The 12,087-nt window shown below is 71.8% G+C and carries 11 protein-coding genes; 1 reads left to right on the top strand and 10 read right to left on the bottom strand.

All coding sequences use genetic code 11. From position 1 onward, the window contains the following. Positions 1–84: 84 nt before the first annotated feature. Positions 85–372 carry a YiaA/YiaB family inner membrane protein gene (locus SGFS_RS44240; RefSeq protein WP_286258091.1) on the bottom strand — a complete coding sequence of 96 codons (288 nt, stop codon included), beginning with the start codon at positions 370–372 and terminating at the stop codon, positions 85–87. Between the two features lie 70 nt (positions 373–442). Beyond that, complete coding sequence (locus SGFS_RS44235; RefSeq protein WP_286258090.1) at positions 443–1,594, bottom strand: acyl-CoA dehydrogenase family protein; 1,152 nt, start codon at positions 1,592–1,594, stop codon at positions 443–445. Positions 1,595–1,662: 68 nt separating this feature from the next. On the opposite strand from SGFS_RS44235, the gene SGFS_RS44230 reads away from it, so the two are divergent. Beyond that, on the top strand, positions 1,663–2,307 hold the full coding sequence (locus SGFS_RS44230) for a TetR/AcrR family transcriptional regulator (RefSeq protein ID WP_286258089.1): 645 nt from the start codon (positions 1,663–1,665) through the stop codon (positions 2,305–2,307). A gap of 53 nt (positions 2,308–2,360) precedes the next feature. On the opposite strand, the gene SGFS_RS44225 is transcribed toward SGFS_RS44230, so the two are convergent. From SGFS_RS44225 to SGFS_RS44190, 8 genes are all read right to left on the bottom strand, one after another. Beyond that, positions 2,361–3,689 (bottom strand): MFS transporter, encoded by a 1,329-nt coding sequence (locus SGFS_RS44225; RefSeq protein ID WP_286258088.1) that lies wholly within the window; start codon positions 3,687–3,689, stop codon positions 2,361–2,363. Between the two features lie 172 nt (positions 3,690–3,861). Then, positions 3,862–4,944, bottom strand: a complete 1,083-nt coding sequence (locus tag SGFS_RS44220) for a Zn-dependent alcohol dehydrogenase (RefSeq protein WP_286258087.1) — start codon at positions 4,942–4,944, stop codon at positions 3,862–3,864. A 74-nt stretch (positions 4,945–5,018) separates the two neighbouring features. Then, complete coding sequence (locus tag SGFS_RS44215) at positions 5,019–6,407, bottom strand: aldehyde dehydrogenase family protein (RefSeq protein ID WP_286258086.1); 1,389 nt, start codon at positions 6,405–6,407, stop codon at positions 5,019–5,021. Positions 6,408–6,533: 126 nt separating this feature from the next. Beyond that, the gene (locus tag SGFS_RS44210) at positions 6,534–7,019 is read right to left on the bottom strand and encodes a DUF3574 domain-containing protein (protein WP_286258084.1); all 486 of its coding nucleotides are present in this window, start codon (positions 7,017–7,019) and stop codon (positions 6,534–6,536) included. A 299-nt stretch (positions 7,020–7,318) separates the two neighbouring features. Next, positions 7,319–8,488, bottom strand: a complete 1,170-nt coding sequence (locus tag SGFS_RS51915; RefSeq protein WP_434028150.1) for a class F sortase — start codon at positions 8,486–8,488, stop codon at positions 7,319–7,321. After that, positions 8,475–9,110 carry a hypothetical protein gene (locus SGFS_RS44200; RefSeq protein ID WP_286258083.1) on the bottom strand — a complete coding sequence of 212 codons (636 nt, stop codon included), beginning with the start codon at positions 9,108–9,110 and terminating at the stop codon, positions 8,475–8,477. Before SGFS_RS44200 ends, SGFS_RS51915 begins: the two co-directional genes overlap by 14 nt. A 99-nt stretch (positions 9,111–9,209) precedes the next feature. Then, complete coding sequence (locus tag SGFS_RS44195; RefSeq protein WP_286258082.1) at positions 9,210–10,466, bottom strand: MFS transporter; 1,257 nt, start codon at positions 10,464–10,466, stop codon at positions 9,210–9,212. Positions 10,467–10,544: 78 nt separating this feature from the next. Beyond that, on the bottom strand, positions 10,545–11,996 hold the full coding sequence (locus tag SGFS_RS44190; protein ID WP_286258081.1) for a CitMHS family transporter: 1,452 nt from the start codon (positions 11,994–11,996) through the stop codon (positions 10,545–10,547). Positions 11,997–12,087 lie beyond the last annotated feature (91 nt).

Genomic DNA, 12,087 nt, shown 5'->3' with positions numbered 1-12,087 from the left:
CCATGGCTGACACCACCATACCGTCGAAGGTGAGCGACCGCTTAGCGTGCCCGCTCAGCACGGTGCCGTACGGGATCGGGGTGCTCAGAGCTTCTCGAAGGGGTCGTGCTCGGCCAGCAGCTTCTCCAGCCGTGCCTGGTCCACCCGGCTGACGATCTGCCCGGCCTCCTGCCGGTCGCGGATCACCTTGGCGAGGGTGAACGACGAGGTCACCAGGTAGAGGACCGCGATGGCCAGGAAGGAGCGGACCCAGGCGTTGGCGTCCAGGTTGTAGATGCCGATGGCGGTGGCCGCGATGGCGACGGCGAAGGAGGCGACGGCCTGGCCGTAGAAGGCCGTCGTGCTCTGCTGCTTGACGGGTGTCTCACTCATGGGGACAAGCGTCGGCGGCTGTGGCCCCGGCCACATCCGCCGGGATACTCAGGTGGGGGCTCCGATGTACTCAGAAGGCCGACACACCTGTCAGCGCCCGCCCGATGAGCAGCTTCTGGATCTGGCTGGTGCCCTCGTACAGGGTCATCACGCGGGCGTCGCGCAGCAGTTTGCCGACGGGGTACTCGTCGATGTAGCCGTAGCCGCCGAAGACCTGGAGGGCGTTGTTCGCGGCGCGTACGGCGGCCTCGGAGGCGAAGAGCTTGGCCTTGCTCGCCTCGGTGGCGAAGGGCAGGCCCCGGTCGACGAGGTCGGCGACGCGCCAGGTGAGCAGCCGGGCCGCGTCGACGTCGACGGCGATGTCGCTGAGGAGTTCCTGGACGAGCTGGTGGTGGGCGATCGACTTGCCGAACTGGTCGCGTTCGCCCGCGTACCGCACCGCCGCGTCGAGCGCGGCCTGCGCGATGCCGACACAGCCCGCGGCGACCGACATCCGCCCCTTGGCAAGCGCGGACATGGCGACGGTGAAGCCCTTGCCCTCCGGGCCGAGCATCGCGGAGGCCGGGACCCGGACGTCCTGGAGCACCAGCTCGGCGGTGGCCTGGCCGCGCAGGCCGAGCTTGCCGTGGATGGGGCGGCGGGTCAGGCCGGGGGTGTCCGTGGGCACGAGGAAGGCGGTGACGCCCTTGTGGCCGGGGGCGTCGGTCGAACGGGCGAAGAGCACGACGACGTCGGCCCAGGTGCCGTTCGTGATGAACATCTTGGTGCCGCTGATGACGTAGTCGTCGCCGTCACGGACCGCGCGGGTGGCGAGGTTGCCCGCGTCCGAGCCGGTGCCCGGTTCGGTGAGGCCGAAGCAGCCGACGTACTCCCCCGCCGTCAGCCCCGGCAGCCAACGGCGCTTCTGGTCCTCGTCGCCCCAGGCCGCGATCGTCTTCGCGACGAGGCCGAGGGAGACGGAGACGATGCCGCGCACGGAGGAGTCGCCGCGGCCGAGCTCCTCGGTGACCAGGCAGTACGCGAGGTGGTCACCGCCCGAGCCGCCGTACTCCTCGTCGATCGTGAGCCCGAGGAAGCCGACCTCGCCGAGTTTCTTGACGATGGCGCGGTCGACGTTCTCCGCGCGGTCCCAGGCGATGACGTTCGGGGTGATCTCGCGTTCGACGAAGTCCCTGGCGAGCGCGCGGACGGCGGTCTGCTCCTCGCTGAGCCCCAGGTTCATGGCACCCCGCCCTTCGACCTTTTAATTACCACCGCTAGTTTTAACGGCGCAGCCCTACTATGTGCGCCATGGCCCGACCGCGCAAGCCCTTGCTGAGCACCGACCGGATCGTCGACACGGCGCGGGCGCTGGTGGACGCGGAGGGGCTGGCGGCCGTCTCGACGCGCCGGCTCGCCGCCGAGCTGGGGGTGAGCGGGCCCTCCCTCTACAACCACTTCCGCACCAAGGACCAGATCCTGGAAGCGGTGGCGGACTCGGTGAGCGCGCAGATCGACCTGTCGATGTTCGAGGACGGACGGGACTGGCGGAGCGCGCTGCACGACTGGGCGATGTCGTACCGCGCCGCCCTGCGCGACCACCCGAACATCGTGCCGGTGCTCGCACGCGGACCCGGGCGGCGACCGGCCGGACTGCGGGTCGCGGACGCGGTGTTCGGGGCGATGGTCGCGGCGGGGTGGCCGCCGTCGCAGGCCACGTCCATCGGGGCGTTGATGCGGTACTTCATCATGGGGGCGGCGCTGGGGTCGTTCGCCGGGGGGTTCGTGGACGACGAGAGTGCGTACGACCCCGCCGACTATCCGCATCTCGGGCAGGCCCATCTGCTGGCCGAGCAGCAGGAGAAGGTGGACGAGCGGGCGTTCGAGGTGGGGTTGAGCGCGCTGCTGGACGGGCTGGCCCTGCAGTACGAGCAGGTGGGGCGGCGGATTTCCTAGGGCGTGTTTCGAAATTCGAAACACGCCCTGGGCGCCGCCCCGGCTGCCGACGGTTACGACTGTGAACTCGCCCTTCCCGCAAGGACCTTGATCGATACGAGGGCGATCACCGCGAGGCCGATGATGTACGCGGAGACCGCCATGGACGTGCCCGTCGCCTCCAGGAGCAGGACCATCAGGAAGGGGGCCAGGCCGCCGCCGAGGACCGCGGCGATCTGGTAGCCGAGGGAGGCTCCCGTGTACCGCATCTCGGGGGTGAACAGCTCCGCGAACAGGGCGGCTTGCGGGCCGTACATGATGCTGAGGAAGCAGCTGGCGACGAATGTGCCGACGGCCAGCCACAGCAGTGAGCCGGTGTCGATGAGGAGGAACAGGGGCACGGCCCAGAGGGCGATACCGACCGCGCCGAACGCGTAGATCCTGATGCGGCCGACGCGGTCGGAGAGGGCCGCGGCGGCGGGGATCAGCACCAGCTGGGTGAGGCTGACGCAGAGGGAGACGGTGAGGACGGCGCCGCGGTTCATGTCCAGTTCGCGGGTGGTGTAGTCGAGGACGCCGGTGATGAGGATGTAGAAGGTCGCGGTGTTCACGGCGAAGGAGCCGCCGGCGAGGAAGACCGTGCCGAGGTGGCCGCGGAGGATCGTGCGCAGCGGGGAGCCCTTCTCGCTCTTCTCCTTCTCCGCCAGCGCCCGCTCCGCCGCCCGGAACTCGGGGGTCTCCTCGACGTGGCGGTGGATGTACCAGGCGAGCCCGAGGACGAACAGGCCGATCAGGAACGGCACGCGCCAGCCCCAGGCCGCGAACCCGCTCTCGCTGGTGGTCGCGCCCATGACCAGGAACACCGAGTTGGCGCTCACCACACCGATGGGAACGCCGAGTTGGACGAAGCTGCCGTAGACGCCGCGCTTGCCCTCGGGGGCGTACTCGGTGGCCAGCAGCATCGCGCCGCCCCACTGGGCGCCGACGGCGACGCCCTGGACGACCCGGAGGAGGACGAGCAGGACCGGAGCGGCGATCCCGATCGTCTCGTACGTGGGGAGGAGGCCGATGCCGGTCGTGGCCAGGCCCATCAGGGTGAGGGCGAGGACCAGCATGGGCTTGCGGCCGCGCTTGTCGCCGAGGTGACCGGCGATGATCCCGCCGAGGGGGCGGGCCAGGAAGCCGACGGCGAAGGTGGCGAACGCGGCGAGGACGCCGGCGGAGGCGCTGCCGGCGGGGAAGTAGAGGTCGCCGAGGACGAGGGCCGCGGCTATGCCGAAGACGAAGTAGTCGTACCACTCCACGGCCGAGGCGAGTGCCGCCGCCGTGGCCACCTTGCGGCGGTGTCGGGCTCCGGGAGCGGTGGTGGACTGCTGGGGGCTTGGGGAGGGAGCGGTGTCCATACGTGCACACTCCGATGGGTGCGGGGACGTTCCGGGGAACATACTGACCGGACGGTATGTCGGTCAACGGTCGTGCGCGTATGGGTTCGCACAGCTGATTTTCGTTCGCACGCCGGGTGCGCCGCCGACGGGCAGGAGTGGCGGCTCCGAGCCGCGGCTCGGAGCCGGTGGCTCAGAAGACGACCAGTGCTCGTCCGCCCTTGCCCGCCAGCATGTTCTCGAAGGCCGCCGGGATGCCCTCCAGGGAGATGCGTTCCGTGACCAGGGCGCCCAGGTCCAGTTGACCGCTCCTGACGTGTTCGGCGAGGACGGGCAGGTCGCGGGCCGGGTCGCAGTTGCCGTAGACACAGCCGGAGAGGGTGCGGCCCCAGTGGAAGATCTCCAGGGCGTTGAAGGTGACCTGCTGGTCCTTGCCGCCGATGCCGACGACGACGGTCCGGCCGCCGCGCCTGGTGCCGTCCCAGGCCGCGCGGATGGTCTCCGCCCGGCCCACGCACTCGACGGCCACGTCCACGCCCTGCTTGGCCGTGAGCGCGCGCAGTTCGCGGGATGTGTTCTCCGAGGCGATCACGTACTGCGTGGCACCCGCCGCGCGCGCCAGCTCCTCCTTCGCCGGGGAGACGTCCACGGCGATGATCTCGGACGCCCCCGCGATACGCGCCGACTGCAGCGTGGCCAGGCCGACTCCGCCGACGCCGAACACCGCGACGGTCTCGCCCGGCCGGACCCGCGCCGCGTGGTGGATCGCGCCGTAGCCGGTGAGGACGGCACAGCCGAGGAGTGCCGCGTCGGTGAGCGGGACGCCCTCGGGCGCCGGGAGCACGCACCCGGCGGCCACGACCGTCTCCTCCGCGAAGGCGGCCACGTTCAGACCGGGGTGGAGGTCGGTGCCGTCGGAGGCGCGCCGGGCGTACACGTCGGCCGACCCGCTCAGCGCGTTGGCGCACAGCCACACCTCCCCCAGCGAGCAGGCATGGCAACTGCCGCACGCCGGGGCCCAGTTGAGGACGACTCCGTCGCCGGGCGCGACATGGGTGACGCCCTCGCCGACCGATACGACCGTGCCCGCGCCCTCGTGGCCGAGGACCGCCGGGACCGGCACCCGCATGGTGCCGTTGGACAGGGACAGGTCGGAGTGGCAGACCCCGGCGGCGGCGAGGCGGACACGCACCTGGCCCGCGCCGGGTTCGGGGAGGTCGATGTCCGTGACCTCCAGGGGGGCGCCCACGGCGGGAAGGACGGCTGCGCGAACCACGTGAGGGCTCCTACTCGGGAAGGATCGGCACTGCTCGGGACTGGCCAGGACTGGTCGGGACTGGTCGGGACTGCTCAGAACTGCAGGGACTTGGTCTGGAGGTACTCGGCGAAGCCGTGCGTGCCGAGTTCGCGGCCGACGCCCGACTGCTTGTAGCCGCCGAAGGGGGCGAGCGGGTTGAAGCGGCCGCCGTTGATGTCGACCTGGCCGGTCTCCAGACGGCGGGCGAAGGCGACGGCCTCCGTCTCGTCGCCGGCCCAGACGGCGCCCGCGAGGCCGTAGACCGTGCCGTTGGCGATCCGCAGGGCGTCCTCCTCGTCCTCGTAGCGGAGGATCGACAGGACCGGGCCGAAGATCTCCTCCTGCGCGATCGTCATGTCGGGGGTGACGTCCGCGAAGACGGTCGGGGAGATGAAGTAGCCCTGCTCGCGCGGGGATTCCGGGCCGCCCGCGACGAGGCGCGCGCCCTCCGCGACACCCTTCTCGATGTACCCCCGCACCCGCTCCCGCTGCTTGCCGTTGACCACCGGGCCGATGCGGTCGCCGTACTTCGCGGCGGCCGTCGCGGCCAGCTCGACCGCCTCGTCGTACTGATCGCGGTGGACCAGCATCCGCGTCCACGCGCTGCACGTCTGGCCGGAGTTGGACATGACGTTGGCGACGCCGACGTTCACGGCCTTGGCGAGGTCGGCGCTCGGCAGGATGACGTTGGCGGACTTGCCGCCCAGCTCCAGGGCCACCTTCTTGATGGCGGCCCCGGCGGTCGCGGCGATGTGCCGGCCCACCGCCGTGGAACCCGTGAACGACACCAGGTCCACGCCCTCGTGCTCGGCGAGCGCCTGGCCCGCGACCGGGCCGAGCCCGGTGACCAGGTTGAACACCCCGGCGGGCAGTCCCGCCTCGTGGACGGCCTCCGCGAAGAGCTGGGCCACGAGCGGGGTGTCCTCGGCGGGCTTCAGAACGACCGTGCAGCCGGCCGCCAGCGCCGGGGCGACCTTGGCGACGATCTGGTGCAGCGGGTAGTTCCAGGGGGTGATCGCGCCGACGACCCCGATCGGCTCGTGGTGGACGACCGAGTTGCCGACCTTCTCCTCGAAGGCGTACGTCGCCGCCAGTTCCGCGTACGAGCCCGCGACCGCGACGGGTACGGCGGCGTGGACGTTCTCGGAGAACTTCAGGGGCGAGCCGAGCTCGACGGTGACCGTCTCCGCGATCTCGTCCTTGCGGGCCACGAGGACGTCGCGCAGGGCGCCGATGAGCGCGCCGCGCTCGGCGGGCGGGGTCGCGGCCCAGCCGGGGAGGGCGGCACGGGCGGCGCGTACGGCGGCGTCGACGTCCTCGGCGGTGCCCGCCGGGACCCGGCCGATCACCTGCTCGTCGGCCGGGTTCACGACCTCGATCGCGTCGGCACCGGCGGCGGGCCGCCAAGCGCCGTCGATGTACATGCCGTCGTGTGCCTTCATCCTGCTGCCTCCCGAGCGGGGCGTGCCGTCGCATCGCACGCCGTACGCACCAAAAACTAGCCCTGATAGTTTTCCGGCACCAGAGTGGAAGGCCGGCGGCACGGGGCCCTCAGGACTCGGGGCCTCTCAGAAGTCCACCCGCGTCCGGTCGTCGACACGCGCCACGGCCTCCTGTGCGAACGCTTTCCGGTAGTCGCTGCGGATCTCCTCGATCTTCGGGTCGTTCGTCCGCGCGGCCGCGACCGGATACAGCAGGATCAGCTCGTACGACCGCTCCTTCTCGATGGCCCCGCTCGCGTCCCGCCACTGCCCGCGCCCCTGCCGCACGGTGAGCCCGTCCGGGAAGCTCGGCGTGACCTCCCTGTCGACGAAGGCCATGAACTGCTCGTCGGTGACGGCCGGTCCGCCGTCGGGCCGTTCGGTGCCGAAGAACAGACTGGTCTCGACGTACGGCGCCCCGCGCGTCGGCGCGACCACGGTTTTGGTGGTTCCGGTGGAGGAGTCGTCGGCGAGCGTGGCGTACGCGGTCGGGGCACCGGCGGCGAGGAGGAGTGCGGCGCTCGCCACGGCGACCCGGGTACGGGTGAAACGCAAGGTCAAGGTCATGGTCATACGTCCAGCTCTAGCGGTGCCCCGCCTCCGGATCATGCTGACGCGCCGGGCGGGCCGCGCGTGCGTCCGTGCGCCCCTGGATCACGCCCGGGCACGACTGCCGTACCCGGCGCCCCGGCTCACGGCTCGCGCGCCGGGCCGGGCGTCGGGTGGTGGACACCGTGGACACCACGCCATGCTTCTCGTCCTTCGCGCCGGGCACGCCGCCCGATCTCGCACGCCACCCGATCTCCCACGCCGCACGGGGAGGGGCGGCGCGTCGGGCCGCGCTTCAGTTCTGGCGCTCCGGGCCGCGCGTCTCAGTTCCGGCGCTTCGGGCCGCGCGTCGCGGTCAGGTGGGCGAAGACCACGACGTTGCCCGCGTAGCCGGTTCTCCGGTGGTAGGTCCCGCCGCAGGTGATCAGGCGCAGTTCGGGGCGGCTGCGGGGGCCGTACACCTCCTTGTCGGGGAAGCGGGCCTTCTCGTACGTCTCCACGCGGTAGACGGTGTACACGGCGGTGCGGCCGTCGGCGCGGGCGACCTCCACGAGGCGGCCTGGGCGGATCGCCTCCAGGCCGGCGAAGACGGCGGGGCCGGTCCTGGTGTCCCGGTGGCCGACGACGACGGCGGTGCCGGGCCCACCCGGGGAGGGGCCGTCCGCGTACCAGCCGACCAGCTCGGGGGAGTCCGCCGGGGGCGCGGGAAGGCGCCGCTCGCGGTCGAGGCGCAGCCCGGTCACCGGGGCCGCCTTGATGCCGAGGTAGCGGATGGTGAGCGTTCTCGCCGGGGAGGGCGGGAGCGTACGGGGGCCGGCGGGGTCGGGGCGGGGTGGCTGGGCGGGGTCAGCGGGGCGGCGTGGTTCGGCGGACGGGGCAAGTGGTGCGGGCGGGGCGGGCCTGCCCGGAGTCGGCTTGTCGGCGCGGTCGGGCCCGGCAGGCCCCCGCTCCCCCGGCCGCACGGACTCGACAGGGCCGGACCTCCCCGGCGGGACCGCTCCCGGCTTCGTGGGCTCGGGACGCTGCGGCTGCCCGGGCCGCGCGGCCCCCGGCTTCGCCGACTCGGCAGGGTGTCCCTGCCCGGGCCGAGCCGCACCCGGCTTCCCGGCACCCGGCGGCTGCGCGGACGGCCCGGCGGCACCACCGGCACCACCGGCACCACCAGCCATGGCACCCCCCGCACCCCCGACAGGCGCCGACTCCACAGCCCTCCCCGGCGCACCCTCCGGCAGCCCTCGCCCCGCCCCCGCCCGACCGGACGCCACGGCGCTCGGGGTCGGGCCGGGCGCCGGTGTCGTGCGCGGGGGCGCCGAGGCGCGCGGTGTCCCCGCGCCGCGCGCCCGCGTGGCCCCGGCGAGGGAGTCGGCGGGCTCGTCGTCCTGAGCCCACGAGACGCCGCCCACCACCAGCGAGACGGTGACCGCGACCGTGCGCGTCAGACGGTAGGCGCGCGTCCGGTACCAGGGCCTCGGGGCACGTCTACGCGGCGCCATCGGGGCGGCGACGGCGCAGCCGGAGATAGACCGCTCCGCCGACGGCGACGAGGCCCACGGCGGCCGCACCCGCGACCGGCGAGAAGTCCTGGCCCGCGAGACCGCCGCCGCCCGCCGGAGGACCGCCGTGGGGTCCGCCCGTGGCACCGGGGCCGCCGTTGGTGCCGCCCGGGCAGTCGACCTTGAAGACCTTCTGCTTGCCCGTGCCCCGGACGGTGCCGTCGTCCTGGACGATCTGCCAGGTCAGCTTGTACTGCCCGTTGGGCAACGCCGTCCCGTTCCTGAGCCGCACGGGCTCGGTGACCCCGGTACCGGTCGCGAGGACGAGGTCACCGCCGACGGTGGGCCCTCCCACGACCAGCGGCTGGGTCACGATCTCCCACTTGATCCGCTGGATCGTGTCGAAGTTGAAGGCGGCGAGGTAGAAGTCGCAGACCTTCGGATCGTTGCTCGGGTCGTCGAATTCCCTGGTCATCGCGTGGATCTTGACGTCTCCGTTGTCGCCCGGCGCCGCGACGGCGGCCGGTGCGGCGACGAGGGCGGCTCCCGTGGCGGTGAGTGCCGCGAGAGCGGCGGCGCTCGCGCGCGCTCCTGCGCGCCGTGGACGGGACGAGGTGAGCATCAGAACCTCCGAGTCAGATGATTTTCACACAAATCGCGCGTTCATCTGACTCTTTGTCACATCCGTGCGTCATCTGTGGGAGCCGCGCCTCACCCCCCGTCAGATGTCCCCCTTCCGGCCCATCCCCGCCCCGGACCGCGGGGCCGGGCCCGGCGCCCCCTCCCCCTCGTCCCCGTCCTCCCCTTGCTCCGGCTCGGCGGGCGACCGCAGCGCCATCCCCGACGACAGCAGCAACAGCCCGCCGAGCATCACGAACGGCGCGGCCACGCCCGCGACCCCGGCCACCAGACCCGCCCCGGCGGGCGCCGCGACCTGTCCGAGCCGGTTGCCGGTGAGCCGTAGCGCGAGGGCGGTGGAGCGGGCCTCGCTCGGCGCCGCCTGCACGACCGTGGTCATGGACAGCGGCTGCCCGACCCCCAGACAGAACCCGAGCACGGCGAGTATCACCGCCAGCGCCCACACGGGCACGGGCAGCGCGATCCCGGCACACAGGACGGCCCCGGCCACACAGGTCACGGTGAGCAACGCGGTACGGCCGAGCAGCCGCAGCATGGGCGTCATGACGAGGCGGCAGGCGATGGTCGCCGCCGCGCGCAGGCTCAGCAGCAGCCCGATCACGGACGGCGCGATACCCCGCTGTTCGCCGACCACCGGAAGGTACGCGGTGAGGATGTCGGTCGCGGACAGCACGGCGAGGCTGATGAAGATGCCCCCGGCCACGCCCCGGGTACGCAGGATGCGGTGGACCGGAACGCGATCACCCTGCCCCGTACGGGACCTGACCGCCGTACGGTCCTCTATCCGCCACAGCGAGGTGAACGCGACCGCGGCGCCCGCGCCCGCCACGACCAGGGCCAGTGCGCTCGTGCCCGCCATGTCCGGGCCGCCGATCAGGGCGCCCGCGGCGATCGGGCCGATCAACTGGCCGAGGGAGGCGCCGATGGTGAAGTGGCCGAAGTTGCGGTCGTGTTCGTGCGGTGCGGACTGCCGGGCCACGAGGGACTGGGCGCCGATGACGAACGACAGATGCCCGAGGCCCATCACCCCGCTCCACACCGCCATCGCGATCAGCGAGTCGGCGAGGCCGCTCATGGCGCAGCCGCCCGCGATGAGGACGACGCCGACGGGCAGCAGGGGCGCGCACCGGCCCTGGTCGGTTCTGCGGCCGAGGGGTACGGCGACGAACAGCGGGAGCAGGGCGTAGACCCCCGCGATCACGCCGACCGCCCGCTCGTCGGCGCCCAGCGCGAGGGCCCGGTAGGAGACGGCGGGCCTGGCCATCGACACCGCCCCCTGCGCGAAGCTGAAGGCGATGACGAGACGGAGCAGCCAGCCGCGGTTCCTACCGGGCCTCACGATGCGGTCCTCCTTGAAGGAAGTTCACGCCGGTTCGAAGGAAGTGCACTCCGGACAGTGGGAGTCGGGCTTCGCGGATCAGATGATGCCGAACAGGATGCCCGAGCCGAGGATGATCAGCGAGGTGACCGCCGCCCACTTCACCACGAAGCGGGTGTGGTCGCCGAACTCGACCTTCGCCATACCGACCAGCACGTACACGGCCGGGACGAGCGGGCTGGACATGTGCAGCGGCTGGCCGACGAGCGAGGCGCGGGCGATCTCCAGCGACGAGACACCGTGGGCGGCGCCGGCCTCGGCGAGCACCGGCAGGACACCGAAGTAGAAGCCGTCGTTCGACATGAAGTACGTGAGCGGAAGGCTCAGGAAGCCGGTGACGAGGGCCATGTGCGGGCCCATGCCGGAGGGGATGCCGTCGACGATCCACTTGGCCATCGAGTCGACCATGCCGGTGCCCTGGAGGACGCCGGTGAAAACAGCGGCGGCGAAGACCATGCCGGAGACGTTGAGGACGTTGTCGGCGTGGGCCGCGAGGCGGGCCTTCTGGTCGGGGATGTGGGGGAAGTTGACCGTCAGGGCGAGTGCGGCGCCGAGCAGGAACAGCACCGGGATGGGCAGCCACTCCATGATCATGGCGGTGAGCAGCGAGACCGTGAGCAGCGCGTTGAACCAGTACAGCTTGGGGCGCAGTGTCGGGCGGTTGGGGTCCAGACCCTGGAGGCGGACGTCCTCGATGTCGTCGTCCTCGGAGGCGTCGGTGCCGGAGCCGCCGACGCTCTTCGCCGTACGGACCTTGTCGTCACCGGAGCCGGAGGCGGCGGAGGCGCCCGCGCCGACGAGGACGGTCTCGTCGGACTCGGACTTCTCCTCGTCCTTGACGATCTTCTCCTGCTGCAGGACCTCTTCCAGGCTCAGCACACCGAGGCGCTTGCGCTCCCGCAGGCCGAGGCCGTAGGCGAGGATGAAGACGAAGAGGAGGCCGACGAGGAGCGCCGGGATCATCGGGACGAAGATGTCGGCCGCGTCGAGCTTGAGCGCGGTGGCGGCGCGCGCCGTCGGGCCGCCCCAGGGCAGGGTGTTCATCACGCCGTTGGCGGTGGCGGCGACACCGGTCATCACGACCAGGCTCATCTTCAGTCGCTTGTACAGCGGGTACATCGCCGAGACGGTGATCATGAAGGTGGTGGAGCCGTCGCCGTCCAGCGAGACGATCGCGGCGAGCAGGGCCGTGCCGACGACGATGCGCAGCGGGTCGGCCTTGCAGAACTTCAGGATCCCTCGAACGATCGGGTCGAAGAGGCCGACGTCGATCATGACGCCGAAGTAGACGATGGCGAACATCAGCATCGCGGCGGTGGGCGCGAGGTTGCCCACCCCCTCGATGACGTAGTCGCCGAGATGGGCACCCTTTCCGACGAACACGCAGAAAAGTGCCGGGATCAGCACGAGCGCCGCGATCGGCGACATCTTCTTCAGCATGATCAGGACCAGGAAGGTCGCGATCATGGCGAAGCCGAGGATGGTCAACATGTGTGGATACCTAACGTTCGCCCTTGAACTCCCACCAGGGCACCGGCGGTGCGACGACGTTAGGGCGGCTCCACAAGTCTTAACAAGACGT

This window comes from Streptomyces graminofaciens (genome assembly GCF_030294945.1).
Classification (GTDB): Bacteria; Actinomycetota; Actinomycetes; order Streptomycetales; family Streptomycetaceae; genus Streptomyces; species Streptomyces graminofaciens.
The sequence above is the reverse complement of the archived record's forward strand: the minus strand, read 5'-3'. Positions and strand labels throughout refer to the sequence as shown.

Coding starts and splice junctions, on each gene's coding strand:
- SGFS_RS44240 (WP_286258091.1), bottom strand. CDS start 372: ATGAGTGAGACACCCGTCAAGCAGCAGAGCACGACGGCCTTCTACGGC.
- SGFS_RS44235 (WP_286258090.1), bottom strand. CDS start 1,594: ATGAACCTGGGGCTCAGCGAGGAGCAGACCGCCGTCCGCGCGCTCGCC.
- SGFS_RS44230 (WP_286258089.1), top strand. CDS start 1,663: ATGGCCCGACCGCGCAAGCCCTTGCTGAGCACCGACCGGATCGTCGAC.
- SGFS_RS44225 (WP_286258088.1), bottom strand. CDS start 3,689: ATGGACACCGCTCCCTCCCCAAGCCCCCAGCAGTCCACCACCGCTCCC.
- SGFS_RS44215 (WP_286258086.1), bottom strand. CDS start 6,407: ATGAAGGCACACGACGGCATGTACATCGACGGCGCTTGGCGGCCCGCC.
- SGFS_RS44210 (WP_286258084.1), bottom strand. CDS start 7,019: ATGACCATGACCTTGACCTTGCGTTTCACCCGTACCCGGGTCGCCGTG.
- SGFS_RS51915 (WP_434028150.1), bottom strand. CDS start 8,488: ATGGCGCCGCGTAGACGTGCCCCGAGGCCCTGGTACCGGACGCGCGCC.
- SGFS_RS44200 (WP_286258083.1), bottom strand. CDS start 9,110: ATGCTCACCTCGTCCCGTCCACGGCGCGCAGGAGCGCGCGCGAGCGCC.
- SGFS_RS44190 (WP_286258081.1), bottom strand. CDS start 11,996: ATGTTGACCATCCTCGGCTTCGCCATGATCGCGACCTTCCTGGTCCTG.